This window comes from Streptomyces sp. NPDC002870 (genome assembly GCF_042888505.1).
In the GTDB taxonomy this organism is placed as follows: Bacteria; Actinomycetota; Actinomycetes; order Streptomycetales; family Streptomycetaceae; genus Streptomyces.
Genome location: NZ_JBIAPW010000027.1, coordinates 76366 through 101347 on the forward strand (window position 1 = coordinate 76366; position 24982 = coordinate 101347).

The 24982-nt window shown below is 70.6% G+C and carries 24 protein-coding genes and 1 tRNA gene; 12 read left to right on the forward strand and 13 right to left on the reverse strand.

Going from position 1 to position 24982, the window contains the following annotated elements; genetic code table 11:
- Nucleotides 1-20: 20 nt before the first annotated feature.
- The 3 genes from ACFYWY_RS27640 to ACFYWY_RS27650 form a co-directional block, all read right to left on the reverse strand.
- A tRNA-Arg gene (locus tag ACFYWY_RS27640) sits at nucleotides 21-93 on the reverse strand.
- Between the two features lie 432 nt (nucleotides 94-525).
- A complete protein-coding gene (locus ACFYWY_RS27645) occupies nucleotides 526-894 on the reverse strand; it encodes a hypothetical protein (protein ID WP_389190731.1) in 369 nt (122 codons plus the stop codon).
- A complete protein-coding gene (locus ACFYWY_RS27650; protein ID WP_389190732.1) occupies nucleotides 849-1844 on the reverse strand; it encodes an MFS transporter in 996 nt (331 codons plus the stop codon). The genes ACFYWY_RS27645 and ACFYWY_RS27650 overlap by 46 nt, the downstream gene beginning before the upstream one ends.
- A gap of 193 nt (nucleotides 1845-2037) precedes the next feature.
- Here ACFYWY_RS27650 and ACFYWY_RS27655 point away from each other — a divergent pair, with 193 nt between their 5' ends.
- Both ACFYWY_RS27655 and ACFYWY_RS27660 read left to right on the forward strand, forming a co-directional pair.
- Nucleotides 2038-3192, forward strand: a complete 1155-nt coding sequence (locus ACFYWY_RS27655; RefSeq protein ID WP_389190733.1) for a CapA family protein — start codon at nucleotides 2038-2040, stop codon at nucleotides 3190-3192.
- A 42-nt stretch (nucleotides 3193-3234) separates the two neighbouring features.
- Nucleotides 3235-4980 carry a class I adenylate-forming enzyme family protein gene (locus ACFYWY_RS27660; RefSeq protein ID WP_389190734.1) on the forward strand — a complete coding sequence of 582 codons (1746 nt, stop codon included), beginning with the start codon at nucleotides 3235-3237 and terminating at the stop codon, nucleotides 4978-4980.
- On the opposite strand, the gene ACFYWY_RS27665 is transcribed toward ACFYWY_RS27660, so the two are convergent.
- Nucleotides 4967-6253, reverse strand: a complete 1287-nt coding sequence (locus tag ACFYWY_RS27665) for a M6 family metalloprotease domain-containing protein (RefSeq protein WP_389190735.1) — start codon at nucleotides 6251-6253, stop codon at nucleotides 4967-4969. The genes ACFYWY_RS27660 and ACFYWY_RS27665 overlap by 14 nt on opposite strands.
- A 280-nt stretch (nucleotides 6254-6533) precedes the next feature.
- On the opposite strand from ACFYWY_RS27665, the gene ACFYWY_RS27670 reads away from it, so the two are divergent.
- Together ACFYWY_RS27670 and ACFYWY_RS27675 are read left to right on the forward strand one after the other, a co-directional pair.
- Nucleotides 6534-7187, forward strand: coding sequence for a TetR/AcrR family transcriptional regulator (locus tag ACFYWY_RS27670; protein ID WP_389190736.1), 654 nt, complete (start codon nucleotides 6534-6536; stop codon nucleotides 7185-7187).
- Nucleotides 7188-7302: 115 nt separating this feature from the next.
- A complete protein-coding gene (locus tag ACFYWY_RS27675; protein WP_389190737.1) occupies nucleotides 7303-8820 on the forward strand; it encodes an MFS transporter in 1518 nt (505 codons plus the stop codon).
- A gap of 70 nt (nucleotides 8821-8890) precedes the next feature.
- On the opposite strand, the gene ACFYWY_RS27680 is transcribed toward ACFYWY_RS27675, so the two are convergent.
- Complete coding sequence (locus ACFYWY_RS27680; protein ID WP_389190738.1) at nucleotides 8891-9415, reverse strand: MarR family winged helix-turn-helix transcriptional regulator; 525 nt, start codon at nucleotides 9413-9415, stop codon at nucleotides 8891-8893.
- A 167-nt stretch (nucleotides 9416-9582) separates the two neighbouring features.
- Between ACFYWY_RS27680 and ACFYWY_RS27685 the strand changes: the two genes are divergently transcribed.
- On the forward strand, nucleotides 9583-10365 hold the full coding sequence (locus tag ACFYWY_RS27685) for a dioxygenase (RefSeq protein ID WP_389190739.1): 783 nt from the start codon (nucleotides 9583-9585) through the stop codon (nucleotides 10363-10365).
- Here ACFYWY_RS27685 and ACFYWY_RS27690 read toward each other — a convergent pair.
- The gene (locus ACFYWY_RS27690; protein ID WP_389190740.1) at nucleotides 10295-10888 is read right to left on the reverse strand and encodes a GNAT family N-acetyltransferase; all 594 of its coding nucleotides are present in this window, start codon (nucleotides 10886-10888) and stop codon (nucleotides 10295-10297) included. The genes ACFYWY_RS27685 and ACFYWY_RS27690 overlap by 71 nt on opposite strands.
- Nucleotides 10889-11034: 146 nt before the next feature.
- Between ACFYWY_RS27690 and ACFYWY_RS27695 the strand changes: the two genes are divergently transcribed.
- Complete coding sequence (locus ACFYWY_RS27695; protein ID WP_389190741.1) at nucleotides 11035-12027, forward strand: RNA polymerase sigma factor RpoD/SigA; 993 nt, start codon at nucleotides 11035-11037, stop codon at nucleotides 12025-12027.
- A 180-nt stretch (nucleotides 12028-12207) separates the two neighbouring features.
- Here ACFYWY_RS27695 and ACFYWY_RS27700 read toward each other — a convergent pair whose 3' ends face one another.
- The gene (locus ACFYWY_RS27700) at nucleotides 12208-13170 is read right to left on the reverse strand and encodes a helix-turn-helix transcriptional regulator (RefSeq protein WP_389190742.1); all 963 of its coding nucleotides are present in this window, start codon (nucleotides 13168-13170) and stop codon (nucleotides 12208-12210) included.
- Nucleotides 13171-13233: 63 nt separating this feature from the next.
- On the opposite strand from ACFYWY_RS27700, the gene ACFYWY_RS27705 reads away from it, so the two are divergent.
- The 5 genes from ACFYWY_RS27705 to ACFYWY_RS27725 all read left to right on the forward strand — a co-directional run bounded on the left by ACFYWY_RS27705 (nucleotide 13234) and on the right by ACFYWY_RS27725 (nucleotide 19580).
- Nucleotides 13234-14745: an MFS transporter gene (locus tag ACFYWY_RS27705; RefSeq protein ID WP_389190743.1), complete on the forward strand. Its 1512-nt coding sequence runs from the start codon at nucleotides 13234-13236 to the stop codon at nucleotides 14743-14745.
- Nucleotides 14746-14979: 234 nt separating this feature from the next.
- Entirely contained in the window at nucleotides 14980-15741 is a 762-nt protein-coding gene (locus tag ACFYWY_RS27710; RefSeq protein WP_389190744.1) for a DeoR/GlpR family DNA-binding transcription regulator, read from the forward strand.
- Entirely contained in the window at nucleotides 15738-16736 is a 999-nt protein-coding gene (pfkB, locus tag ACFYWY_RS27715; RefSeq protein WP_389190745.1) for a 1-phosphofructokinase, read from the forward strand. Before ACFYWY_RS27710 ends, pfkB begins: the two co-directional genes overlap by 4 nt.
- The gene (locus ACFYWY_RS27720) at nucleotides 16733-19093 is read left to right on the forward strand and encodes a fructose-specific PTS transporter subunit EIIC (protein ID WP_389190746.1); all 2361 of its coding nucleotides are present in this window, start codon (nucleotides 16733-16735) and stop codon (nucleotides 19091-19093) included. The genes pfkB and ACFYWY_RS27720 overlap by 4 nt, the downstream gene beginning before the upstream one ends.
- Before the next feature lie 16 nt (nucleotides 19094-19109).
- On the forward strand, nucleotides 19110-19580 hold the full coding sequence (locus ACFYWY_RS27725; RefSeq protein ID WP_389190747.1) for a hypothetical protein: 471 nt from the start codon (nucleotides 19110-19112) through the stop codon (nucleotides 19578-19580).
- 31 nt (nucleotides 19581-19611) lie between these two features.
- Here ACFYWY_RS27725 and ACFYWY_RS27730 read toward each other — a convergent pair whose 3' ends face one another.
- Nucleotides 19612-20385, reverse strand: coding sequence for a DUF6227 family protein (locus ACFYWY_RS27730; protein ID WP_389190748.1), 774 nt, complete (start codon nucleotides 20383-20385; stop codon nucleotides 19612-19614).
- A gap of 184 nt (nucleotides 20386-20569) precedes the next feature.
- A complete protein-coding gene (locus ACFYWY_RS27735) occupies nucleotides 20570-21640 on the reverse strand; it encodes a P1 family peptidase (protein ID WP_389190749.1) in 1071 nt (356 codons plus the stop codon).
- 422 nt (nucleotides 21641-22062) lie between these two features.
- Here ACFYWY_RS27735 and ACFYWY_RS27740 point away from each other — a divergent pair, with 422 nt between their 5' ends.
- Nucleotides 22063-22269, forward strand: a complete 207-nt coding sequence (locus ACFYWY_RS27740) for a hypothetical protein (RefSeq protein WP_389190750.1) — start codon at nucleotides 22063-22065, stop codon at nucleotides 22267-22269.
- 16 nt (nucleotides 22270-22285) lie between these two features.
- Here the strand turns inward: ACFYWY_RS27740 and ACFYWY_RS27745 are convergent, their stop codons facing one another.
- From ACFYWY_RS27745 to ACFYWY_RS27760, 4 genes are all read right to left on the reverse strand, one after another.
- Nucleotides 22286-22750 carry an MscL family protein gene (locus ACFYWY_RS27745; protein WP_389190751.1) on the reverse strand — a complete coding sequence of 155 codons (465 nt, stop codon included), beginning with the start codon at nucleotides 22748-22750 and terminating at the stop codon, nucleotides 22286-22288.
- 150 nt (nucleotides 22751-22900) lie between these two features.
- Entirely contained in the window at nucleotides 22901-23512 is a 612-nt protein-coding gene (locus ACFYWY_RS27750; protein WP_389190752.1) for an RcpC/CpaB family pilus assembly protein, read from the reverse strand.
- A gap of 169 nt (nucleotides 23513-23681) precedes the next feature.
- Entirely contained in the window at nucleotides 23682-24533 is an 852-nt protein-coding gene (locus ACFYWY_RS27755; RefSeq protein ID WP_389190753.1) for an S-methyl-5'-thioadenosine phosphorylase, read from the reverse strand.
- Nucleotides 24534-24609: 76 nt separating this feature from the next.
- Entirely contained in the window at nucleotides 24610-24960 is a 351-nt protein-coding gene (locus tag ACFYWY_RS27760) for an FmdB family zinc ribbon protein (RefSeq protein ID WP_389190754.1), read from the reverse strand.
- Nucleotides 24961-24982: the final 22 nt, after the last annotated feature.

Sequence of the window (24982 nt, forward strand, 5' to 3'; positions counted from 1 at the left end):
AACGCGCTGGTCAGACACTGTGCCCCCGGCAGGATTCGAACCTGCGACACCCGCTTTAGGAGAGCGGTGCTCTATCCCCTGAGCTACGAAGGCGGGGATCTGCCGGAGAACGTGTCTGAGAGTCGGTCCAGGTAGACGCGATGATCCAGACGGGCTTACCGGCAGAGTACGGAGGCCTGGTTGTGAGGCCGGGCCACCGCGGTCAGTGTAGCGGGTGGTGCTTGATCCGCATCCGCGATCTAGGGCTCCTGGCACCTCATGGTGGGTGCGGCAGGGGGCAGGGGCGTCATGCCTTGGGCGTGAGGTCGATCATGGCGCGGGTGACGGAGTTCGCGGGTGACGGAGTTGCTGAGGCGCAGCCGATGTAGATGAGCAGAGCGGCGCTCGCTCCGTGGGCTGGGACCCGCTTGTGCGGGCGGCCGAGTTGAAGTCCACGGACGCAACCGCGGAGAACTGCGACAACAGGGCCTTCTGGTGCCGCTCGGACGGATTCGCACCCACGGGCTACCAAGAGGCCCTGCCTTCTTACAGTCCGGTAGCCGGCTCCTCCGTCGCAGGCATCCTGCTCCAGGCCCAGACACTGCCGACGAGGATGACGATCATGCCGGCTGCGGCTCCCCAGAACAGTGAGCGCGGGCCCAGCGAGGCAATCAGGACGCCGCCGAGGGCCAGGCCCAGGGGCTCCACGCCGAACGACAATGTACGGAAGGCGCTGTTGACCCGGCCCTGAAGGTGGTCGGGGGTGGCCGAGAGCCGGTAGGTGACCAGGGATACGGCGAAGATCGGCCACAGCAGGTTGGTGATCAGCAGACCAGCCGTGAGCAGGATGATCGACGGCGCGCTCGCCATCATGGCCGCCGCGACCGCCCAAAGGAAGACGGATCCCAGCGCCATCGAGCGCAGGCGACACGCTCTCGCAGCCACGACGCCGCCAGCGCGCTCGCCACCGTACCGAGACCGACTGCGGCAAGGATCAGACCGATCAGGCCGGCGTTGATGTCCAGATCCTCGGTGGCCAGGACGATGGTGGCCAGGTTGAGCGGGGCCTGGAAGAAGTTGATCAGCGTGACCATCACCATGAGCAGGCGCAGCAGGCGCTGGTGCCAGAGGAAGGACATGCCCTCCTTGAGGTCGGCCAGCACGGAACTGGGTTCGTCGGTCGACCGCTCCTCCTGGAAGGACTTGCGCACGAATAGGAGGGAAGCGCCTGAGATCAGGTACGTGACCGCGTCGACGGCATAGCTGTAGATCGCGCCGACAGTGGAGTTCCTGGCCAGGCCGATCAGCGCGCCGGAGAGCGCGGACCCGCCGACACCGGCGGCCGAATCGGCCACTTCGTTCAGGGCGTTGGCGGAGGCCAGCTGGTTCGAAGGGACCAGCTTCGACAGGGCGGACAGGTGCGAGATGGCCGAGAAGACGTGTCCGACCCCTTCGAGGAAGGCCACAGCGGCCAGGTGCGCGATCGTCAGGCTGTCGAAGGCGTAGGCGACAGGGATTGTCGCCAGCGCGGCGAAGCGTCCCACGTCGGCGACGATCATCACCCGGCGGCGGTCCCAGCGGTCGATGAACACACCGGCCAGCAGGTTCAGGAGCAGATAGGGGGCCAGCCTGGCCGCTCCGACGAGACCGGCCATCGTGGGGGAGCCGGAGAGACCGAGCGCGAGAATCGGCACGGCCAGATTGGACAGGGCCGTGCCCAGCGACGAGACCGTGAACCCGCCCCAGACGATCATGAAGTCCCGGTTGGTCAGCAGCCCGCGCCAGCGGCCCTTGGACGTGTCGGCTGCCTGCGGCACGGGATCGGCCGGCTGCTTGGTGAGCGACGTGGTGTCTTCTGTCGACATGGGGTTTTGTCAGTTCCTCTTTCTCTGACGCAACGCACCGGGCGCCCTTGTGCGCGGGTATCTCGGTCCCACTACGGACGCGTGCCTCAGGAGTTGTTCTCCAGGAACGTGCGCAGCTGTGTAGTGGATCGCGGTCCTCTCCGGTTCTTTCCGGTCGTTTCCGGTCGCGTTCCGCGCGGCTTAGCGTGGAAGCATGCGCGGGGACGTGGTGACCCTGTTCCTCTGCGGTGACGTCATGCTCGGCCGTGGCGTCGACCAGATCCTCCCGCACCCCGGCGACCCCGCCCTGTGGGAGCGGTACACCGCGGACGCCCGGTCCTATGTGGAGTTGGCGGAGGCGGTGAACGGGCCGATCCCGCGTCCGGCCGGGCACTCCTGGCCGTGGGGGGACGCGCTGGGGATGCTCGACGAGGCCGCGCCCGATGCCCGGGTGGTGAATCTGGAGACCAGCGTCACGCGCAGCAACGACTTCGCGCCGGGCAAGGAAGTGCACTACCGGATGCACCCGGCCAACCTTCCCTGCCTGGTCGCGGCCCGGCCCGACGCCTGTGTGCTGGCCAACAACCACGTGCTGGACTTCGGTCGCCGGGGGCTGGAGGAGACGCTCGACTCGCTGGCCGGCGCGGGCCTGCGGGCGGTGGGCGCCGGGCGGGACCTGGACGAGGCGCGGCGGCCCGCCGTCGTCGCCGTCCAGGGCGGCGCGCGGGTCCTCGTCTTCTCCTTCGGGATGTCGTCCAGCGGCATCCCGCGGAGCTGGGCAGCGGGCGAGGACCGGGCCGGGGTCGACTTCCTGGCGGAGCCGTCGGACGCCGCGGCGGCCTCGGTCGTCCACCGCGTACGGCAGGTGAAACGGCCGGGTGATGTGGCGGTCGCCTCCGTCCACTGGGGCTCCAACTGGGGATACGGCGTCCCGCGAAACCAGGTCCGCTTCGCGCATGCGCTGATCGACGGCGGAGTCGACGTCGTGCACGGGCACTCCTCGCACCATCCCCGCCCGCTGGAGCTGTACCGCGGCAAGCTCGTCCTCTACGGCTGCGGCGACTTCATCGACGACTACGAAGGCATCACCGGCTACGAGCAGTACCGGGACGACCTGCGGCTGCTGTATTTCGTCTCGGTGGAGCCGGACACCGGCAAGGCGGCCGACGTGCGGATGGCAGCCGTGCAGAGTCGGCGGATGCGGCTGAGGCACGCGTCGGACGAAGACCTTGAGTGGCTGCGGGCGACTCTCGCCCGGGTCAGTCGCGGCTTCGGTGTGCGCATCGGCCTGGAGTCCGGCGGCATGCTCGTGGCCGACGGCCTGGATGGGCCGTACACGGATGTTGACGAGGGTGGGGCTCGGGCATAGCGTCGCTCCGATATTGAGCAGGCGCTTAGAGAGGGTCGACCCGTGCCGCACCCCGATCCGTCCACCCGTCCTGAAGCCGCACTGGCTGCTCCCGGGGCGCCCTTCGCCGTCGTACGGGGCGAGGACGGCGGGCTGCTCTACGCCGACGGGCCGCGCACGCTGCGGGAGTTCGTCGAGGCCACCTGGGCGTTCGGGGACCAGCCGTTCCTCGTCGCCGGCACGGGGACGTACAGCTACCGCGAGTTCTTCGCCGCGGCCTCGGCGCTCGCCCGGCGGTTCGTCGAGGTGTACGGGCTGCGGCCGGGCGACCGGGCCGTCGTCGCGATGCGGAATCACCCCGAGTGGCAGATCGCCTTCTGGGCCGCCCAGTTGGCGGGACTGGTGGCCGTGCCGCTCAATGCCTGGTGGACCGAGGACGAGTTGACGTACGCCCTCGACGACTGTTCGCCGCGGGTGCTGCTCGTGGACGGGGAGCGGCTGCCGCGGGTCGACGCCTGGCGCAGGCGGGCCGATGTCCCGGTCGTCGTCTTTCACGGGCAAGACGGTCGTGGGCAGGACGTTCACCCGGAAGACTCTGACCGGGTAGCCGCGCCGGGCGCGGGGGTGGAGCGGTACGAGGACTTCGAGGTCCCCGATCCGCTCGCCGCGCCGCCCGGCGTCGAGGTGCGGGCCGAGGACGACGCCACCATCATCTACACCTCCGGGACCACCGGACGGCCCAAGGGCGCCGTTGCCACTCAGCTCGCGCAGGCCGGGGCCGCGCACAATCCGCGGTTCTACGCCGCCGCTTCCGCCCTCGCGCGCGGGGTGATGCCGGGGCAGGGGCCCGCGCCGGTGGTGCTGATGACGTTCCCGTTCTTCCATGTGGCCGCGTTCACCACGCTGTACTCGACGATGGCGGCCGGCGGGGCGCTCGTACTGATGCGGAAGTGGGACGCCGACGCGGCCCTCGCGCTGATCGAGCGGCACCGCGTCACGCACTACTCCGGGGTGCCGACCACCGCGCTCCAGCTGCTCGACGCCGCCGAGCGGACCGGGGCGGAGCTTGAGACGCTCACGCATCTCAACACCGGCGGGGCCGCGGCCCCGCCCGCTCTCGTGGCCCGGCTGACGGCCCGCTACGGGCGGCGGATCGAGCCGCGCAACGGCTACGGGCTGACCGAGACCAGCGGTGGCGTGTTCGCCAATTTCGGCGCCGGGTACCGGGAGAACCCGCAGAGCGTGGGGCGGCCGACCCCCGCCACCGAGGTGCGGATCGCCGGGCCGGACGGTCATGAACTGCCCGAAGGGCAGGTCGGTGAGTTGTGGCTGCGCGGACAGGCGCTCGTACGCGGTTACTGGAACGACCCGGACGCGACCGCCGCCGCGTTCCACGACGGCTGGTTCAGGACCGGCGATCTCGCGACCGTGCGCGACGGGCTGGTCAGCATCGTCGACCGGCTGAAGGACATGGTCATCCGCGGCGGCGAGAACGTGTACTGCGTCGAGGTGGAGGCGGTCCTGCACGACCACCCGGACGTCGCCGACGCCGCCGTGCTGGGCGTCCCGCACCCGGTGCTGGGGGAGGAGGTGGCGGCCGTGGTGCAGCTGCGCGCCGGGGCCACGGTCACCGTCGACGAGCTGCGGGCGCACGCCGGCAAGAGCCTGGCCGCCTTCAAGGTGCCCGCTCATGTCCTCGTACGGGACGAGCCCGTGCCCCGCAATCCGACCGGGAAGATCCTCAAGCGCGAGCTCCGCATCCCCGTACAGCGACAGGTGTCGCAGGAGCGGCTCTTCAGGAACGCGTGACGCGCACCCGGTAGGTGCCGCCCGGCTCCTCCCCGATCACCGCGATGCGGACGCCGTTCTGCTGGTCGACGAACGACTGCCCCGGCCGGTACGGCGCGTCGGACAGCTCCGCGTGCACATTGGGACGCCGGGTGCAGCCCCCGCTGTTCCGCTTGCTGTCCGAGACCGACACCGGACCCTGCCCGGTGTCCACGTCGGACTGCACGCGGTAGATCAGCACGCCCGGCGCGCACACGGCATCGTCGTTGCCCGCCCGGGTGCGCACCTCCACCGCGTACCCCGCGTTCTTGGTGAGCGGGATGATCGCCATCTTCGCGCCGCCCGCGACCGCGAGCGGCGTCAGCGCGTACTCCGTGCTGCCGGGCCCGGACGCGCAGCCGATCTGGCCGGCGTCCAGCCAGCCCAGCTTCCACTTGTGCCAGCCCAGCAGATCGTTGTTGGCCCCCCAGTCCTCGGACATGATGTCCCAGTGGCCGACCGCGCCCGCGCCTTCGGAGGTGTAGAGGTCGGGCAGGCCGAAGACATGGCCGTTCTCGTGGGGCAGTACGCGATAGCCCGTCTCGGCGTACGACCCCGAACCATCGTCCTGGCGGCTGTAGACGAAGGACGTGTTGGCGAGCGGCACGCCGTCCGCGAGCGGGGCCTCGTCATTGCCGGAGAAGGTCACGGAGAGCACGGTGTCCAGCGCCGACGGCCCGGCGTTGGGCGTGACCAGGACGTTCACCAGGTCGTACGCGCTGAAGTCCACCTTCGGGTCGGCCATTGTCACTACGTCCTGGGCGAGCCGGCGGTAGCCCGGTTCATAGGGCGAGCCGCGCTCTATCCCGTACGCGGCGAACGGCATCGGCATCCGCAGCCAGCCGGTGATCGGGGCGTGCGCGCGATAGCTGAGGCGTCCGTACGAACTGGTCCGGAACCAGTCGGCGGTCTGCGGGAAGAACTCCGCGAGCCGGTCCATCGCCCGGCCCGTACCCTGCGCGTCCGGGAAGTCGATCATCAGGTTGAGCGCGCGGACGACGCCTGTGGAGCGGGAGTAGCCCGACGGGGTCGGCACACCCTCTGACATCTGGACCCCCAGCGTGGACGCGATGCGGCAGGGCCCGAGCGCGGTCTTGTCGGCGCCTGCCACCGGCCCGGCCGATGCCCGGGTGGGGGAGGGGAGAGTGGCGCTCGCCGTGGTGAGCGCGGCGAGCGCGAGAGCGGCGAGGGCGCCGAGCGCGCAGATGCGGCGGGAGCTGCCGGTTTTGCGTATCCGCTGGCGTGTTGACTGCATGCAATCGCCTTCGGGTCCGCGGCAGCAGGCCGGGCCCTGGCTGCACTCAGTGCGATCAGCCTGTGACGGGTGGTGGCGGGGCGCCCGCCGGGTGGGCCGATCGTGGGTATTTCTCGCGAGGGATATGTGATGCAGGTCACATTCGAGGTGGGAAATAACCGGGGATCGTTTCCCCGTTTGAACTCGTGTCCCCGCGAAACGGGGAAGAGGTCCCCGGTTACGTAGCGACTACATGTGATGTACGTAGCGACACGAGCAAGACACGAGAGGAAGTGGAGCCGTGAGCCCCGCCGCCGACACCGAAGCGCGCCGCTCTCCCCGGCCGCGGGCGGACGCCCTGCGGAACAGGGAGCGGATCGTGACGGCCGCGCGCGAGATGTTCGTCGAGTTCGGGCCCGAGGTCCCGCTCGATGACATCGCCCGCCGAGCGGGTGTCGGCAATGCCACGCTCTACCGGCACTTCCCCGACCGCGACACCCTCATCCACGAGGTCGTCCTTTTCGTCCTGGCCCGCACGACGCAGCGGGCGCACGAGGCGGCGGCCGAGGAGGCGGACCCGTTCGAGGCGCTGCGGCGCTTCACCCACGCGGCCGCCGACGAACGGATCGGGGCGCTGTGTCCGCTGCTCACCGGGTCCTTCGACAAGCACTATCCCGATCTGGCCCATGAGCAGGTACGCCTCGAAGCGGCAGTCGACGGCCTCTTCGAGCGCGCACATGAAGCGGGCCGACTCCGCGCCGACGTCGCCGTCGGAGATCTTCTCGTGGCTCTCTCCCAGCTCAGCCGGCCGCTGCCGGGCACCGCGTGCCTGAACATCGACCACTTCGCCCATCGCCATCTGCAGCTTTTCCTGGACGGACTCGAAGCGCCCGCGCGCTCCGAACTGCCGGGCACGGCCGCGACCTTGGAGGGCCTGCGCGGCAGCACCGTGTGAAGCGGCGAAGCTGCCTGGCCGCGCCGATGAGTTGAACCGGCGCCGCAGGTCCCCTCCACAACACTTTTGACCACGTCCTTTTTTGACCCCTGTGCACCCTGAGGCGGCTCATCCCATGCCAAAAACAGCCGATATTTCCGTTCCGGACCCCAGCCGCTGGAAAGCGCTGGTGTTCATAGCCGTGGCCCAGCTGATGGTCGTGCTCGACGCCACGATCGTGAACATCGCGCTCCCCACCGCCCAGCAGGACCTGGGTATTTCCGACGCCAACCGCCAGTGGGTCATCACCGCCTACGCCCTCGCCTTCGGCGGACTGCTGCTCTTCGGCGGCCGCATCGCCGACCTGTGGGGCCGTAAGCGCACCTTCGTCGTCGGACTGCTCGGCTTCGCCGCGGCGTCCGCCCTCGGCGGCGCCGCCACCGGCGAGGCCATGCTGCTCGGTTCGCGGGCACTTCAGGGTGCGTTCGGCGCGCTGCTCGCGCCCGCCGCGCTCTCGCTGCTCGCCGTGATGTTCACCGACGCCAAGGAGCGAGCCAAGGCCTTCGGCATCTACGGTGCGATCGCCGGTGGCGGCGGCGCCGTCGGTCTGATCCTCGGCGGCTTCCTCACCGAGTACCTGAACTGGCGCTGGACCTTCTTCGTCAACATCCCCTTCGCGATCGTCGCCGCCGTCGGCGCGTACCTCGTGATCCGTGAGCCGGAGGGCGCGCGCAACCGCTCCTCGCTCGACATCCCCGGCGTCGTTCTGTCCACCCTGGGCCTGGTGGCGCTGGTGTACGGCTTCACCCGCGCCGAGTCCGCCGGCTGGTCCGACAGCCTGACCGTGGGCATGTTCGTCGCCTCCGCGGTGCTGCTCGCCGGATTCGTCGTCACCGAGGCGAAGGTCAAGTCCCCGCTGCTGCCGCTGCGCGTCCTGACCGAGCGCAACCGCGGCGGTGTCTACCTCTCGCTGGGCCTCGCCATCATCGCGATGTTCGGGCTGTTCCTCTTCCTGACGTTCTACCTGCAGGTCGTGAAGGGGTACTCCCCGGTCATGACGGGCTTCGCGTTCCTGCCGATGATCGCGGGCATGATCGTGGGCTCGACCCAGATCGGCGCCCGGCTGATGACCCGCGTTGCGCCGCGGCTGCTGATGGGCCCCGGCTTCGTGGTCGCGGCGCTCGGCATGCTGATGCTGACTCAGCTGGAGATCGGCACTTCGTACGCGGGTCTGATCCTGCCGGCGCAGGTGCTGCTCGGTCTTGGCATGGGTACGGCGTTCATGCCGGCGATGTCGCTGGCCACCCACGGCGTGAACCCGGCCGACGCCGGTGTCGCCTCCGCGATGGTCAACACCTCGCAGCAGGTCGGCGGCGCTATCGGAACGGCGCTGCTGAACACGATCGCGGCCTCGGCCACGACCGCGTACATCTCCTCGCACGCCGCGGGAGCGACCGACCCGAAGCTGCTGGAGCTCCAGGCCATGGTGCACGGCTTCTCGTCCGCGATCTGGTGGGCGGTCGGGATCCTGGTGGCCTCCGCCGCGATCGCGTTCACGTTCATCAACACCGGGCGCCCGGGGGCCGGTTCGGTCACCGCGTCGTCGGGTGAGGGCGTCGAGGACGAGATCAAGGTCCCGGTCGTCGCGCACTGACGCCGCGCACAGTGAAACAAGGCCCCGCCCGGGGCGAACCCGGGCGGGGCCCTTCCGTTGCCGTGTGGGCTCAGCGCAGCCAGGGCAGGTCCGCGCCGGAGTCCTGCGGCTGGAGTCCGGCGGCCATGATCTGCATGATCTCGCCGAGCTGCGCGACCTGCTCGGGCGTGAGCCGGTCGAACAACGCCTGTCGTACGGCCTCGACATGGCCCGGTGCGGAGCGTTCGAGGACCTTGAAGCCGTCGTCCGTCAGCACGGCGTTCTGCCCGCGCTTGTCGGAGGGGCAGTCCTCGCGGCGCACCCAGCCGTTCTTCTCCAGGCGGGCTATCGCGTGCGAGAGCCGGGACCGGGTGATCTTCGCGTCGATGGCCAGCTCCGTCATCCGCATGCGGCGGTGCGGGGCCTGGGAGAGCTGGACGAGCAGGCCGTAGTAGATGTGCGGCATGCCGACGTCGCGCTGGAGCTGCCGGTCGAGGTGGTCTTCGAAGAGGGTGGTGGCATGGAGATAGGCGCGCCACACGCGCTGTTCGTCCTCGGTGAGCCAGCGCGGTTCGCGGCCGCCCCCACCAGTGGATGCCGTGTTCATGTATCCCACTCTACGACCCATCCTTGAAAGTTGAACTATGTGGAGTTAGGGTGGATGTAGCTTGAAAGTTCAAGTAGGTCTGGAGCTGGAAGCAGACCGGACCGGACCGGACCGGACCGGAGTAGACCGGACCGGATCGGATCGATCGGACCGGATGTGGATCGGGAGCCGCAGTCATGAATGCCACCCCTGCCGCGGAGCGCATGCCCGCCCTCTATCTCTCGCACGGCGCACCGCCGCTCGCCGATGACTCCGTCTGGCCCGGCCAGCTCGCCGCCTGGTCCGCGTCCCTGCCGCGCCCGAAGGCGATCCTCATGGTCTCGGCCCACTGGGAGGACGCCCCGCTCGCGCTCGGCGCGACCGAGGCGGTGCCGCTGGTGTACGACTTCTGGGGCTTCCCCGAGCACTACTACCGGGTCCGGTACGACGCGCCCGGTGCCCCCGGACTCGCCGAATCCGTACGGAAGTTGCTGCGCGCCGCCGGAACGCCGGTGCAGGATGTCCCGGACCGAGGGCTCGACCATGGCGCATACGTCCCGCTGGTGGAAATGTTCCCTGGCGCCGACGTACCCGTACTCCAGATCTCCATGCCTACGCTCGACCCGCAGAAGCTGATGGGCGTCGGGCGCAGGCTCGCGCCGCTGCGCGACGAGGGCGTGCTGATCATCGGCAGCGGCTTCTTCACCCACAATCTGGCCGCGCTACGGCATGAGGGGACCCCCGGCTGGTCGGCCGAGTTCGACGACTGGGGGCGGCGGGCACTCGCGGCGGCGGACGTGGACGCGCTGCTGGACTTCGAGAACAAGGCCCCGGCGGGCCGACTGGCCCACCCACGGACCGAGCACTTCGCGCCGCTGTTCGTCACCCTGGGAGCGTCTCAGGACGAGCTCAAGAGCGGGAAGAGCGTGATCGACGGCTTCTGGATGGGCCTGGCGAAGCGGTCCCTGCAGTTCGGCTAGTCGCTGCCAGGTCCTTTTCGTACCAGGCCACGTCCCAGTACCGGCCGAATTTCCGGCCCACCTCGCGGTACGTACCGATGTGCCGGAAGCCGAAACGCGCGTGCAGCCGGGCCGAGGCCTCGTTCGGCTGGGCGATCCCGGCGTACGCGCGGTGCAGATCTTCACTGTCGAGTGCCTCGAAGAGCGCCTTGTAGAGGAGTGTGCCGATGCCGCGGCCCGCGGCGTCGGGGGCGCAGTAGACGCTGACCTCGACCGAGGTGGAGTACGCGGGCTTGGGGCGGAAGGGGCTGCTCGTCGCGTACCCGAGAAGCAGGGCAGAACGGACATCCCGAGCAACCAAAAGACGATGGGGACCGTCTTCAGGGTGGGAGTGCAGCCACGAGCGGCGCTGCTCGGGGGTGAAGGCGGTCGTGTCGAATGTGACGGCAGTCTCACGTATGTAGTGGTTGTAAAGCTCCGTGAGGGCCTCGAGATCGGCCTCCGTGCCCGCCCTGACCTGCACCTCTGTGTGATCCTCTGACACTCTTCCTCCCGATCGCCGGACAGGGTACTGCAAGATCACGAAAATCGATGTGTCGCGTGGGAATTCTGTCCGGATTCCAGTCGTTGTTTCCAACGGATGCAGGGCACCCGGGAGGGTGTCGCGACCTACTCAGCAAGGGAGCTCGCATGGCAACCCGTGCCGTCGCCCGTCGTCAGTCCCAGTCCGCTGGGGCGAGTCGGGCAAGCAGTGCCGTGGGCGGGGAGATCGCCGACCGCGACCTGGTCGGCATGTACCTCGACGAGATCGCACGTACGCCACTGCTCGACGCCGCAAAGGAAGTCGAACTGTCCAAGACCATCGAGGCGGGTGTGTATGCACAGCAGATCCTCGGCGAAGAGGTGGAGAGCGATGCCGTCGACGCCACCCGCGAGGAGCTCGAGGCGCTGGTCGTCGAGGGCGAGCGCGCGAAGGACGTCTTCATCCGCTCCAACCTCCGGCTCGTGGTCGCCGTGGCCCGGCGCTATCCGCGCAGCGGCCTGCCCCTGCTCGACCTGATCCAGGAGGGCAATGCCGGTCTGGTGCGCGCGGTCGAGAAGTTCGACTACGCCAAGGGCTTCAAGTTCTCGACGTACGCCACCTGGTGGATCCGCCAGGCGATCACCCGCTCCATAGCCGACCAGTCCCGCACGATCCGGCTCCCTGTCCACCTGGTGGAGGAGCTCGGCCGGATCCGTCGCGTCCAGCGCGAGTTCAACCGGGAGAACGGACGGGAGCCGGAGGCCGCAGAGGTCGCGAAGGAGCTGGGCTCCACGCCGGAGCGCGTCATCGACGTCCTCGACTGGGCGCGCGACCCGGTCAGCCTGAACATGGCGGTGGACGACGCGGGCGAGACGCAGTTCGGCGACCTTCTGGAGGACACCTCGGCGGTCTCGCCGGAGCAGTCGGTGCTCACGCTGCTGCGCAGCGAGGAGCTGGAAGACCTGATCGGCAAGCTCGACCACCGTACGGCGTCGATCATCCGCATGCGGTACGGCATCGAGGACGGCCGGGAGCGCACCCTGACGGAGGTCGGCAAGCAGCACGGCCTGACGCGGGAGCGGATACGGCAGATAGAGAAGCACGCGCTGCTGGAGCTGAAGCGGATGGCGCGCGACACGGGCTTCGACGCGGCGGCGTAATCGCCCGCGGCGGGCGCAAGCCCCCATAGACGGACCCCGGCACCATCCCCCCCCGGTGCCGGGGTCCTTTCCTGTCCTCGTGTCCTGCTCCTCGTGTCCTGTGCCCGTCCCTGTCCTGCGCCCGTCCCTGTCCTGTGCCCGTCCCTGCCGTGTGCCCGTCCCTGCCCTGGGCCCGCAGCCTCACCGGACAGGAGTTGCCCGGGTCAGGCGCGCGCCCAGGTCCGTCACGTACTCCACCAGCGGCCGCGGGCCGTGCACCGTGAACTCGCAGTCCACCAGCGCCAGTCGGAGCGCCACCCACTCCAGCGAGTCCGTCGACGTCGCCCGCAGCCGGCATGTCCCCTCACCCGTCGCCTCCGGCGCGCCCAGCGTGTCCGGCAGACGCGCGGACACGAACGCGGCCGGGGCGTCGAAGGTCACGTCGATGTCGTTCTCCGGCTGCCGGGACATGGTGTGCCCCAGCAGCTCGGCGGCACTGCCCGTCGGCAACTCCCGCGGCACGAAGCGCGCCCCCGTGGCGAAGGGTTCGGAGACCCGGTCGACCCGGAACGTACGCCAGTCCTCCCGGCCGATGTCGTACGCGACGAGATACCAGCGGCGGCCGGTCGATACGAGGCGGTACGGCTCGACCTGCCGCTTCGTCTCGTTGCCGTCGCCCGCGCGGTAGCCGAAGCGGAGCCGTTCGCGCCCGGTGGCCGCGCCCGCGATGACCGTCAGAGTGTGCGGGTCGATCGTCGCGCCGTCGCCCCGGGTGAGCGGGATCGTCGCCGCCTGGAGGGTGGTCACCCGGTGCCGCAGCCGGGACGGCAGCACCTGCTCCAGCTTGGCCAGGGCGCGTACGGAGGCCTCCTCGATGCCCTCGATGGCATGGCCGGCCCCCGCGCGCAGGCCGACCGCGATCGCGACCGCCTCCTCGTCGTCGAGGAGGAGCGGCGGCATCGCGGCGCCCGCCACCAGCCGGTACCCGCCGATCGCGCCCTTCGTCGCCTCGACCGGATAGCCGAGGTCGCGCAGCCGGTCGATGTCGCGCCGGATGGTACGCGGGCTCACCTCGAGGCGCTCTGCGAGCTCACTGCCCGGCCACTCGCGCGGTGTCTGGAGGAGGGAGAGCAGATTCAGGAGTCGTGCCGGAGTATCCGTCATGTTCTTCAGGATGGCGCCTATTTAGGTCGGGATCTGACCTACATCGCCTCTACTTTCCTTCCTATGAGTTCACAGTCCGCCGTACCGGATACGGCTTCAGACCGTCGTCGCTGGATCGCGCTAGCCATCGTCATGACCGCGGCCTTCATGGATCTGGTCGACGTCACCATCGTCAATATCGCGATCCCGAGCATGGAGCGGGACCTGGGAGCGTCCTTCGGTGCGATCCAGTGGATCACCGCCGGGTACGCGCTGGCCTTCGCCGCCGGTCTGATCACGGGCGGCCGGCTCGGTGACATCTACGGCCGCAAGCGGCTGTTCCTGATCGGCATTTCCGGCTTCACGCTCGCCTCCGCGCTCTGCGGCTTCGCCGCGAACGAGGAGATGCTGGTCGCCTCCCGCCTGCTGCAGGGCGCGACCGCCGCGATGATGGTGCCGCAGGTGCTGGCGATCATCCATGTCACCTTCCCGGCGCACGAACGCGGCAAGGTCTTCGGCATGTTCGGCGCGATCATCGGGCTCGGCGCCGTGTCCGGGCCGCTGCTCGGCGCGCTGCTGACCCAGTGGAACCTCTTCGGCCTCGAGTGGCGGCCGATCTTCCTGATCAACCTGCCGGTGGGCATAGCCGGGCTGATCCTGGGCCGGAAGTACATCACCGAGTCCCGCGCCCCGAAGGCGCTCAAGCTCGACCTGGTGGGCGTCGCGCTGGTCACGCTCGGCCTGCTGATGCTGATCTACCCGCTGACGCGCGGCCGTGAGCTGGGCTGGCCGCTGTGGGGTCACCTGTGCATGGCCGGCAGCCTGATCGTCTTCGCTGCGTTCGTCATGTACGAGAAGTACAAGACGCGCAAGGACGGCTCGCCGCTCGTCGAGCTGTCGCTGTTCAAGGTGAAGAGCTTCGCGGCGGGCATCGCCGTGCAGCTCACCTTCGGGATCGCGTGCGGGATCTTCTTCCTGGTCTGGACGCTGTACATGCAGATCGGTCTTGGCTGGTCGCCGCTGCGGGCGGGGCTGACGGGCGTCCCCTTCTCCATCGCCGTGTCCGCCGCGGCAGGGATGTCCGTGCAGAAGCTGGTGCCGCGCTTCGGCCGGAAGGTGCTGCAGGCGGGCGCGGTGACGATGGCCACTGGTCTGCTGCTCTACATCTGGGAGGCCGGGCGGTACGGGACGGGGATCCAGTCCTGGCAGATGGCGCTCCCGCTGGTCGTCATGGGCGTCGGGATGGGCCTGATCGTGGCGCCGCTGACGGACGCGGTGCTGTCGGACGTGCCGCGCGAGCACTCGGGCTCGGCGTCCGGGCTCATCAACACCACCATGCAGATGGGGAATGCGCTGGGGCTGGGGCTTGTCTCGGTGGTCTTCTTCGGCTCGATCGACGACCGGATCGCGCCGAGCGCGGTCGGGAAGGCGTTCGGGGACGCGTTCCAGAACTCGCTGTGGTGGGTGGTGGCGGTGCTGGTCGCGATCTTCGTGGTGATGTTCGCGCTGCCGGCGCGGCCGAAGCAGCATGTGGAGGGAGCGGCGGACGCCGGGGCCGAAGGGCCGGTCGACCGGGAGCCGGTGCTCGCCAACTGATCTCGTGCGGCTGACAGGCCCGGCCCGGGGACGCTTCCCCGGGCCGGTCCTTTCTGTATGTGCCCGGCCCATGTCTGTCCGGGCCCGTGTCTGTCCGCCCCGTGTCTGTCCGACCCATGTCTGGCGCGCCCCATATCTGCGCTCTTCATGCCCGGATCTGTTTACTTTGCGGAATTCGGGGCGTAGCCTGCAAGTGAAACCACAGATTCGGGTACGGAACGGATGTAAACCCACATGTACGCACCGGAGCGCCAGCAGGAGATCCTGCGACTCGCCCGCGACAGCGGCCGGGTCGATGTGCTCTCGCTCGCCGAGGAGTTCCAGGTCACTGCCGAGACCATCCGGCGCGACCTCAACGCGCTGGACCGGGCCGGGCTCGTCCGCCGGGTGCACGGTGGGGCCATACCGGCCGGGCGGCTCGACTTCGAGCCCGACCTCGCCGAGCGCGAGTCCACGGCCGCGGACGAGAAGGACCGCATCGCACACGCGGCGCTCGCCGCGCTGCCGGCGGACGGCAGCGTGATCCTCGACGCCGGGTCCACCGTGGGCCGCCTCGCCGCGGCCTTCCCGCTGGAGTGCTCGCTCACAGTCGTCACCCACGCCCTGCCCGTCGCGGCGCGCCTCGCCGACCACCCCGGAATCGACCTCCACCTGGTGGGCGGGCGGGTTCGGCACCGGACCCGGGCCGCGGTCGACGGGTGGGCGCTGCGGGCGTACGGAGAAATCCACGCGGACGTGGTCTTCCTCGGCGCCAACGGTTTCTCCGTGGGTGGCGGGCTCACCACGCCCGACCTCGCCGAAGGCGCCGTCAAGCGCGCGACCGTCTCGGCCTCGCGGCGCGTGGTACTGCTGGCGGACTCGGCCAAGCACGGGCACTCGCACTTCGCCCGCTTCGGCGACCTTGCCGACGTCGACCTGCTCATCACCGACAGCGGGCTCAGCCCCAAGGACGCCGCGGTGATCGAGGCCGCTGGAACGGAAGTCGTACGCGCATGATCCTGACCGTCACCCCGAATCCCTCGCTGGACCGTACGTACGAGGTCCCGGCGCTGGACCGTGGCGAAGTCCTGCGGGCTACGGCCGAGCGGATGGACCCCGGCGGCAAGGGCGTCAACGTCTCGCGGGCCCTCGCGGCCGCCGGGCACCGTACGGTCGCGATCGTGCCGCTCGGCGGGGCGCCCGGCGCGCTCGTCGCGGAGCTGCTGACGGGGCAGGGCATCGAGGTCGCGCCGGTTCCGGTGAAGGGTTCGACGCGCTCCAACATCGCGCTGGCGGAGCCGGACGGGACGCTGACGAAGATCAATGCGCCCGGCCCCGAGCTGAGCGCCTCAGAAGCCGAGTCGTTGCTGGCGGCGGTCTCCGCGGTCGCTTCGGCAGCTGCGGCCTCAGCCGTCTCTGCCATCGCCGCGCGGTCCGCGTCCGCGGCCTGGATCGCGTGCTGCGGCAGCCTGCCGCGGGGGCTCGCGCCCGAGTGGTACGCCAAGCTGGTCACCCGGGCACACGCGGCGGGGGCGCGGGTCGCCCTCGACACCTCAGGCCCGAGCCTGCTGGCCGCCCTGCGCTCACGCCCCGACGTCGTCAAGCCCAACGCCGACGAACTCGCCCAGGCGGTGGGCCGCCCGCTCGCCACGGTCGGCGACGCGGTCAAGGCGGCGGAGGAGCTGCGCGGGCTCGGCGCGGGCGCGGTGCTGGCGAGCCTGGGCGCGGACGGCCAGCTGCTGGTGTCGTCCGCGGGCACCTTCTACGGGCACGCCCGCGTCACTGCCGTCCGCAGCAACGTCGGCGCGGGCGACGCCTCGCTGGCCGGCTTCCTGGCGGCGGGCGGTGGGGGCCCGGAAGCGCTGTCCGCGGCGGTCGCACACGGCGCGGCGGCGGTCCAGCTGCCGGGCAGCGTGATGCCGAAGCCGGCCGACCTCGACTCGTCCGCGGTCACCGTGACCGCGGACATCCCCCTGGACCGAGTACTCACTGAGCAAGGGAGCCCGCGATGAGCGAAATGATCACCGCGGACCTGGTCGACCTCGACCTGGCCGCGACCACGAAGGAAGCCGCGGCCCGTTCGCTGGCCGAGCGGATGACGGCCCTTGGCCGGGTCACCGACCTGGACGGCTTCCTGGCGGACGTGGCGGCCCGCGAGGCCCAGATGCCGACGGGCCTGGACGGCGGGATCGGCATACCGCACTGCCGCAGCGCGCATGTCAGCGAGCCGACGCTGGCATTCGGCCGCAGCGCTTCGGGCATCGACTTCGGAGCCCCGGACGGCCCGGCGGACCTGATCTTCCTGATAGCGGCTCCCGCGGGCGCGGACGACGCCCACTTGACGATCCTGTCGAGCCTGGCACGCCGCCTGATGGACGAGAACTTCACGGGAACGCTGAGGGGAGCGACGGACGCGGACGCGACCGCCGCACTGATCCGCGGCGATGCTCCGAAGCCCGCGACGGACGCTGACTCCGCCCCCGCCGCACCGACTTCGCCGGACACCGGCGCGGGCGCACCGGCCGAGGGTTCGGTGCCGGACACCGGCGCGGGCGCGGCTGCCGCGGCCGCCTCGGCTTCGCCGGGCGGGACGCGCGGAGATGACGGGGCGGCGGGGGCCGACACGGCCCCGGGCGGGCCGGCTTCGCCCGACAGCGCCGCTGGCGCACCGGCCGCGGGTTCGATGCCGGGTGCCGACCGTGCCGCAGACGGCGGAGAAGCAGCCGTCGGCAGCGACGGGGCCCTGTCCGGCGTCGGTGTGGAGCCGGTGGCCGCCGAGCGCGGCGAAGCCGACGTCGACGCGGCCGGGGGTCCGGGGCGGAGCCCCGCTGCGCCGGGGGGACCCCCACCCAGGCGGAGCTCTGGGGGAGGGCGGGGTGGGGGAGAAGACACCACCACCCCCTTCCGCATCGTCGTCGTCACCTCCTGCCCCACCGGCATCGCCCACACCTACATGGCCGCCGAATCCCTCGAAAAGGCCGGCGAAGCCCACGGCGTCCAAGTCGCCGTCGAGACGCAGGGGTCCGCCGGGTTCACCCGGCTCGACCCCAAGGTCATCGCCGACGCCGACGGCGTGATCTTCGCGCACGACGTGCCCGTACGGGACAAGGAGCGCTTCGCCGGGAAGCCCACCGTCGACGTCGGCGTCAAGGCCGGGATCAGCAGGCCCGCCGAGCTCATCGCCGAGGTCCGTGGCAAGGCCGCGCGCGGTGAGGTCAGCGGTCCCGCCAAGGCCACGCCCGTCGAGGCAGCCGGCGAGCCCGGCGAGGGCTACGGCACCAAGCTGCGCAAGTGGCTGATGTCCGGCGTCAGTTACATGGTCCCCTTCGTCGCCGCCGGCGGCCTCCTCATCGCCCTCGGCTTCGCCATCGGCGGCTACGAGATCTCCGACGCCAAGTCCGTCGCCGAGCACTTCGCCTGGGCGGACCACACCAGCTGGGCCGCCCTCCTCTTCCAGGTCGGCGGACTCGCCTTCAGCTTCCTCGTCCCCGTACTCGCCGGCTACATCGCCTACGGAATGGCCGACCGCCCCGGTCTCGTACCCGGTTTCGTCGGCGGCGCCATCGCGCTCACCATCAACGCAGGATTCCTCGGCGGCCTGATCGCCGGTCTGCTCGCGGGCGGCACCGTCATGGCGATCCAACGCCTCAAAGTGCCCAAACCACTTCGCGGCATCATGCCGGTCGTCGTGATCCCGCTCATCTCGTCCGCGGTCGTCGGGTTCCTGATGTTCCTGGTGATCGGCAAGCCCATCGCCGAGCTCCAGCAGGCGCTCACCGACTGGCTGTCCAGCCTCTCCGGCGCCAACGCCGTCATCCTCGGCGCCATCCTCGGCCTGATGATGTGCTTCGACCTCGGCGGCCCGCTCAACAAGGTCGCGTACACGTTCGCGGTCGGCGGGCTCGCCAACCCCAACGAAGGCTCGCTCAAGGTGATGGCCGCGGTGATGGCCGCCGGTATGGTGCCGCCGCTGGCGATGGCCCTGGCCACCGTCGTACGCGGCAGGCTCTTCACCAAGACCGAGCGCGAGAACGGCAAGGCCGCCTGGGTGCTGGGCGCGTCCTTCATCACCGAGGGCGCGATCCCGTTCGCCGCGGCCGACCCGCTCCGGGTGATCCCGGCGGCGATGGCGGGCGGCGCGGTCACCGGCGGCCTGTCGATGGCCTTCGAGTGCACCCTGCGTGCGCCGCACGGCGGCATCTTCGTGGTACCGCTGATCGGCAACCCGTTCCTCTACCTGGTTGCGATCGTCGCGGGCACGCTCGTCAGCGCGGGCCTGGTCATCCTCCTCAAGGGCGCGCGCAAGCGGCAGCCTGAGCAGGTCCGGACCGGGGCCGAGGAGGAGACCCAGGTGCTCGCGGCGGCCTGACTGGAAGGAGAAGGGCGTGCGGCAGACGGCTACACACCCCGAGCTCCAACGGCTGGAGCCCCTCGTGGGCGAGTGGCTGATGGACGCGTCCATCGACGGCCGGCTCGTGGCACGCGCCAGGACGACCTTCGCGTGGCTGGCGGGCGGAGCCTTCCTCCTCCAGCACGCGGACCTGGAGCCCGACGCGTCCACCCCCGGTGAATGGCTGGACAACGCGCCCTTCCCGGTCGAGTCGGTCACCGGGCTGGACGACGCGGCGGGGACGTTCACCATGCTCTACGCCGACAGACGCGGAGTCTCCCGGGTCTATGAGACCGACGTACAGGACGGGATCTGGACGATCCGGCGGGCCGCACCGGCGTTCCACCAGCGCTTCACCGGCACGATCGGCGGAGGCGGCAGGACCATCACCGGCCGCTGGGAAGGGTCGGGCGACGGCGAGACATGGACCTACGACTTCGATGTGACCTACCGGAAGGTCACCTAGCCTCACATGGCCGAACGCACCCGCGGGCCCGCTAACGCACCCGCGCCCGGAGCTCCATCGCCTCCCGCGCGGCCTGCTCCGCGCCGTACACCTCGCACATATGGCGGCCGTCCGGCGTCGCCGTGTGCTCCACCTCCCACAGGCTCGTCTCCGTCCCGTCCAGCAGCAGGAACGCGTGCTCGTACAGGGTGAAGCCCGCGTCCCTGCCCTCCACCCGGTACTGGCGGCCGAAGACCTGCGTGATGTGGTGGGCGAACGCGGCCCTCAGCAGGCGCGCGGTCTCATCACCCGGCCGGTCGGCGTTCTCCGCGCGGCGCAGCACACGGCGGGCGTGGTCCGCGGAGTTGTCCGGGGCGTACACCCGGGGGAGCGGGACCGGCGGCGTGGCCATCAGGCTGGCGAGAAGCTGCAGGTCGGCGTCCAGGTCAGCGCCGGGATCGGCGTCCGGATCCAAGACGGGACCCGCGTCCGGTCCGGCGAAGCCCGGGAAACCCGCGGGCAGCCGTGAGGCGGCGAGGCGGACCTCCGACTCCTCGGTGTACAGCTCGTGCTGCTCCGGGCCGCCGCGTCCGGTGTTGTGCACCAGCTCCCACAGGACGACGGAGCTGCCGTCACTGAGCAGATAGGCATGGCGGTACGTCGCGCGATGCAGCGCCGCGCTGTGGTGCGAGGAGTGCAGCGAACTGGCGTGCGCCAGCGCGGACTCCAGCCGTTCGACCGTGGCATCGGGCAGGTCGAAGGAGTTGAGCGCCCGACCCAGGAGTCGCTCGAGCTGCGTCTCGGTTGTCTCGTACGGATCGTTCAAGATGGGTCTCCAGGCCGTCGCCGCAAGTCACTTGGTGATTGCTAAACGTAGCCCCTGGGTCTGACAACGCGTCCGGGGTTCGGGAAAACGAAGGGGGTGCGACGGAAGTTCCCGCGCGTCCGCTCGCGTACAGCGCATCCGCGGACGGCTCCGCGCGCCGGAGCCAACTGGCCTGCTCCGTAGGTCAGTTGACGTCGTACAGATCCCGGTATGCAGGAAACACCCCGCCCGGCCCCTCGACGCCGTCCGCCGTCAGGACCGCCCGTACGATCGCCCGCGTCACCACGTCCGCGCCCGCCGCGAGCACCTCGTTGAGCGCGAGCGGGTTGGCGGCGTCGAGGGGGACGGCGCCCGTGGCGAGGGTGAAGACGGTGTCCCCGTCGTTGAGGAGATGGACGGGGCGTACGGCGCGCGCGATGCCGTCGTGCGCCGTACCCGCGAGCTTCTGCGCCTGGGCGCGGGTGAGGTCGGCGTCGGTGGCGACGACGGCGAGGGTGGTGTTGAGCGGGGGCGGCCCGCTCTTCTCGCGCGCCTCGGTGAGGCGGAGCTGGGCGGCGGCGTGGACGTCGGGGGAGGGGTAGGCCACGCGACCCGCGAAGTACTGCCCGTACAGCGCGCCCGTCCGCGGATCGACAGCCGAGCCCGCGGCGTTGGCCACGACGAGCGCGGCGACGGTGACCCCGGAGTCCAGAACCGTGCTCGCGGTCCCGATCCCGCCCTTGAACTGTCCGACGGCCGCGCCCGTGCCCGCGCCGACGCCGCCCTCCTCGACCGGCGCGCCCTCGTCCGTACGGGCTGCCGCCTCCACCGCGGCGCGTCCCGTCGCGGCGTCCGGCCTGGCCCGCCAGTCGCCGCCGCGCCCCAGGTCGAAGACGCAGGCGGCCGGGACGACCGGCACCACGTGCGAGGGGTCGGGGCCGACGCGCACGCCGCGGCCCTGCTCCTCCAGCCAGGCCATCACGCCGGCGGCGGCGTCCAGGCCGTACGCGCTGCCGCCGGTCAGCACGACCGCCTCGACGCGCTGGACCAGGTTGCGGGGGTCGAGGGCATCCGTCTCCCGGGTGCCGGGTCCGCCGCCGCGTACATCGACGGCGGCGATCGCTCCGCCCGTGGGGGCGAGCACGACGGTGGTGCCGCTGAGGGCGCGCTCGCCGGCCACGCGCGCGTGGCCGACCCGCAGGCCGGCGACGTCCGTGAGCCCACCGTCCGCCGGTCCGCCGGCCTGACCGACTGCCGGAGCATCATTCCTGTCCATAACGCCCATGCGTATCACGCCAGTTGCGGCAGGCGGTGGCCGTCACGCGGTGATCGCCTGACGGGTGGCGAGCGTCACACCCCAACCGCGACCGTCGTCGCGGTAACGAGCCCCGCCCCGGCGGTCCCCGGTCACCGGGCGTCCCAGGCGACCGGGCGTCCCCGGCCGTCCCTGGCCGCCAGGTGTACCCGGAGACCCGGCTAACCCGCACCGGCCCCATGCCGACCACGTCGCCGCATGGCCGCGGCACCGCGGAGAGGCGCCGACGCCCGTCACGATGGGCCGAACGATCTCATCGTCCCGGGCGCTGCACCGGCGGCCACGCCCGGGCCGTCGTCACCGGACCCAGAGCTGCCGCCGCGTCCCGACTACCGCCCAGGCCGCCCGACCCGTGCCCGTCCCCGTCGCCGTACCCTGAAGGTATGAGTACCGCCCCCGCCCCCGGACCGCGTGACGCGAAGCAGCCACGGCAGCAGTCCCCCAAGCCGAAGCTGATCTTCGACGATCCGCTGGACCAGCAATCCTCGGACGATACGGACCGCGGGTGGGGCGAGCGGGCTCCTTCGGGCGGCGACAGCGCCGCCGACCTCGCGCGCTTCCTCGACGAGAAGCCGCCCCACCACATCTGAGCCTTAGCCGGCTTCGCTACTGATCGTGGCCCGAGCCGCGCTGCGCCACGATCGCGTCGCGGATCTCCTTCAGGACCTCGAGCTCGGTCAGCTCGACCACTTCCTTCGCGCCTTCCTTGGCGGCGTCCCGCTGGGCCCTCCTGGCCAGGTACTTGGACATGGGCAGCACCATCAGGAAGTAGACGACGGCCGCGGTGATCACGAACGTGAGGGTGGCGCTGAGCACCGAGCCCCACAGGATCTGGATGCCGTCCACCTCGCCGTTCACCGTCTTGCAGCTGCCCTTCAGGCAGGAGCTGTAGGAGTCGAGCTCCTTCGTCCCGAACGCGCCGACCACCGGGTTGATCACGCCCTTCACCACGGAGTTCACGATCTGGGTGAACGCCGCGCCGATGACCACGGCGACGGCCAGGTCGATCACATTGCCGCGCATCAGGAAGACCTTGAAGCCCTCCAGGACGCTGACCTTCTTCTCGCTCACCACTGAGCCTCTCTTCGCATGTGCAGGACACGGAGCCAAACGCTCCGCAACCTACGTCAGCGCGTGACCGCGCTGTCCAGTCCGCACATGCGATGAAGTGACTTGATGGTGCGTCAGTACGAGTACGGATGCAGGCACGAGCACGAGCAGTCAGCACACCGTCACCGCCAGCCGGGATGTCGCCCCCGCGCCCGCCAGCGCCGTGGCCGTCGCCCGCGGCACGGAGAGCACCACCAGCGCACCGCCGTCCGGAGAAGAGCCCTCGGCGGACGGCTCGCGCAGGCCCGGAACTTCGGTCACCCGGGCTCCCGATGCCACCACTCGCGCCTCGGGCCCTTGCCCCGCAGGGGAGTTGGCGGCGGCGATCACATCCACGCGGTCACCGGGGCGCAGCAGCCGGACCGTCGCGGCATCAGCGATACGCACCGGAGCCGACACCATCTCCGCGGCGGGCCGGCGCTCGCGCTGTGGTGCCGCGGCGAGCGCCTCCGCCCCGGAACCGTCCGCACCGCGGGCGCCCGAAGCGGCAAGCGCCGCCGCCGTCATGGCGAGACCGGCCGCCATCGCACGCCGTCGCCGGCGCATCGCCCGCCGCAGCCGATGCGCCCCGCCGCGCACCCGCAGCGGAGCGAACGGAGGCACACCGAGAGGCTCGGGCGCGGGCGAGGGAGGGAGCGAGGAGGGAACAGAGGAGGAAGGAACAGAGGAGGGTGGAACAGAGGGAGGAAGAGAAGGAGGAACAGAAGGAGGGAGAAGCGACATGACACTCACCGCCTGTCGTGAGGAGTGGACTTGGACCGACCGCCTGGACCGATCACCCGGTCCGACCGCTTGGTCCGACCGCTCCTCACGATCCACCCTCCGTCCGCATCCCGCAGACGCCTGTGGACGACCCCCGCCTTGTGGACAACTCCCTCACCCGGGCGAGCGATTACGGCAGCTGAAACCCCGGATCGAGGCCGCCCAGCGCTCGCGTGCACAGACAGTCCCGGTCCCCGTCCACCGGCAGCCCCGCCACCGCGTCGAACAGCACCGTCCGCAGCCGGTCCACATTGGCGGCGAAGACCTCCATCACCTCCTCGTGGGAGACGCCCTCGCCCGACACGGCACCCGCGTCCAGGTCCGTCACCAGCGCCATCGACGTGTAGCAGAGCGCCAGTTCACGGGCGAGCACCGCCTCCGGGTGCCCGGTCATGCCGACCACCGACCAGCCCATCGCCGCGTACCACCGCGACTCCGCCCGGGTCGAGAAGCGCGGCCCCTCGACCACCACCATCGTCCCGCCGTCCACCGGGTCCCAGTTCCGCCCGCGCGCCGCCGCCAGTGCCGTCTTGCGCCCGTCTGGGCAGTACGGATCGGCCGGTGACACATGCACGACGTTCGGAATGGACCCGTCCGGCAGCGGCAGCCCGTCGTAGAACGTCTGCACCCGCGACTGCGTACGGTCCACGAACTGATCCGGTACGACCAGCGTCCCCGGCCCGTACTCCGGCCGCAGGCCGCCCACCGCGCACGGGCCCAGCACCTGCCGTACGCCCACTGACCTCAGCGCCCACAGATTGGCGCGGTAGTTGATGCGGTGCGGCGGCAGATGGTGGCCGCGTCCGTGCCGGGGCAGGAAGGCGACCCGCCGTCCGGCGATCTCGCCGAGGAACAGCGAGTCGCTGGGACTGCCGTACGGGGTGTCCACCTGAATCTCGGTGACATCCTCCAGGAAGGAGTAGAAGCCCGAGCCGCCGATCACACCGATCTCTGCGTTCGCGTTACTCGCGTTGGTCGCCATGCCTGTCACAGTATCCGGACGCGAAAACGCCAAGGGACCCCGCCGTACACAACGGCGGGGTCCCCGGAAGCAGACCTCAGGCGGCGGAGCTGCCGCTGGAACTCGTGGACGAACTCGAAGAGCTCGAGGACGGAGAAGACGACGAAGACGACGACGAGGAAGCCCCAGAAGCCGCAGGCTTCGAGTCGGACGACTTCGAGTCGGAAGCCTTCGCGCCCGACGTCGGCGCCGGCGAGCTGCTCGACGACGACCCACGGCTGTCGTTCCGGTAGAAGCCGGACCCCTTGAACACGATGCCGACCGCCGAGAACACCTTCTTCAGGCGTCCGTCGCAGCTGGGGCACACGGTCAGGGCGTCATCGGTGAACTTCTGCACCGCCTCGAGGCCCTCGCCGCATTCGGTGCACTGATACTGGTAGGTCGGCACGTTGTCTTCCTCCTGGCACTCT

Excerpts from the sequence above, each read along its gene's own strand:
- ACFYWY_RS27645 (WP_389190731.1), bottom strand. The coding sequence starts at position 894 with ATGGCGCTGGGATCCGTCTTCCTTTGGGCGGTCGCGGCGGCCATGATG.
- ACFYWY_RS27650 (WP_389190732.1), bottom strand. The coding sequence starts at position 1,844 with ATGTCGACAGAAGACACCACGTCGCTCACCAAGCAGCCGGCCGATCCC.
- ACFYWY_RS27655 (WP_389190733.1), top strand. The coding sequence starts at position 2,038 with ATGCGCGGGGACGTGGTGACCCTGTTCCTCTGCGGTGACGTCATGCTC.
- ACFYWY_RS27665 (WP_389190735.1), bottom strand. The coding sequence starts at position 6,253 with ATGCAGTCAACACGCCAGCGGATACGCAAAACCGGCAGCTCCCGCCGC.
- ACFYWY_RS27675 (WP_389190737.1), top strand. The coding sequence starts at position 7,303 with ATGCCAAAAACAGCCGATATTTCCGTTCCGGACCCCAGCCGCTGGAAA.
- ACFYWY_RS27685 (WP_389190739.1), top strand. The coding sequence starts at position 9,583 with ATGAATGCCACCCCTGCCGCGGAGCGCATGCCCGCCCTCTATCTCTCG.
- ACFYWY_RS27695 (WP_389190741.1), top strand. The coding sequence starts at position 11,035 with ATGGCAACCCGTGCCGTCGCCCGTCGTCAGTCCCAGTCCGCTGGGGCG.
- ACFYWY_RS27700 (WP_389190742.1), bottom strand. The coding sequence starts at position 13,170 with ATGACGGATACTCCGGCACGACTCCTGAATCTGCTCTCCCTCCTCCAG.
- ACFYWY_RS27705 (WP_389190743.1), top strand. The coding sequence starts at position 13,234 with ATGAGTTCACAGTCCGCCGTACCGGATACGGCTTCAGACCGTCGTCGC.
- ACFYWY_RS27710 (WP_389190744.1), top strand. The coding sequence starts at position 14,980 with ATGTACGCACCGGAGCGCCAGCAGGAGATCCTGCGACTCGCCCGCGAC.
- pfkB (WP_389190745.1), top strand. The coding sequence starts at position 15,738 with ATGATCCTGACCGTCACCCCGAATCCCTCGCTGGACCGTACGTACGAG.
- ACFYWY_RS27720 (WP_389190746.1), top strand. The coding sequence starts at position 16,733 with ATGAGCGAAATGATCACCGCGGACCTGGTCGACCTCGACCTGGCCGCG.
- ACFYWY_RS27735 (WP_389190749.1), bottom strand. The coding sequence starts at position 21,640 with ATGGACAGGAATGATGCTCCGGCAGTCGGTCAGGCCGGCGGACCGGCG.
- ACFYWY_RS27740 (WP_389190750.1), top strand. The coding sequence starts at position 22,063 with ATGAGTACCGCCCCCGCCCCCGGACCGCGTGACGCGAAGCAGCCACGG.
- ACFYWY_RS27750 (WP_389190752.1), bottom strand. The coding sequence starts at position 23,512 with ATGTCGCTTCTCCCTCCTTCTGTTCCTCCTTCTCTTCCTCCCTCTGTT.
- ACFYWY_RS27755 (WP_389190753.1), bottom strand. The coding sequence starts at position 24,533 with ATGGCGACCAACGCGAGTAACGCGAACGCAGAGATCGGTGTGATCGGC.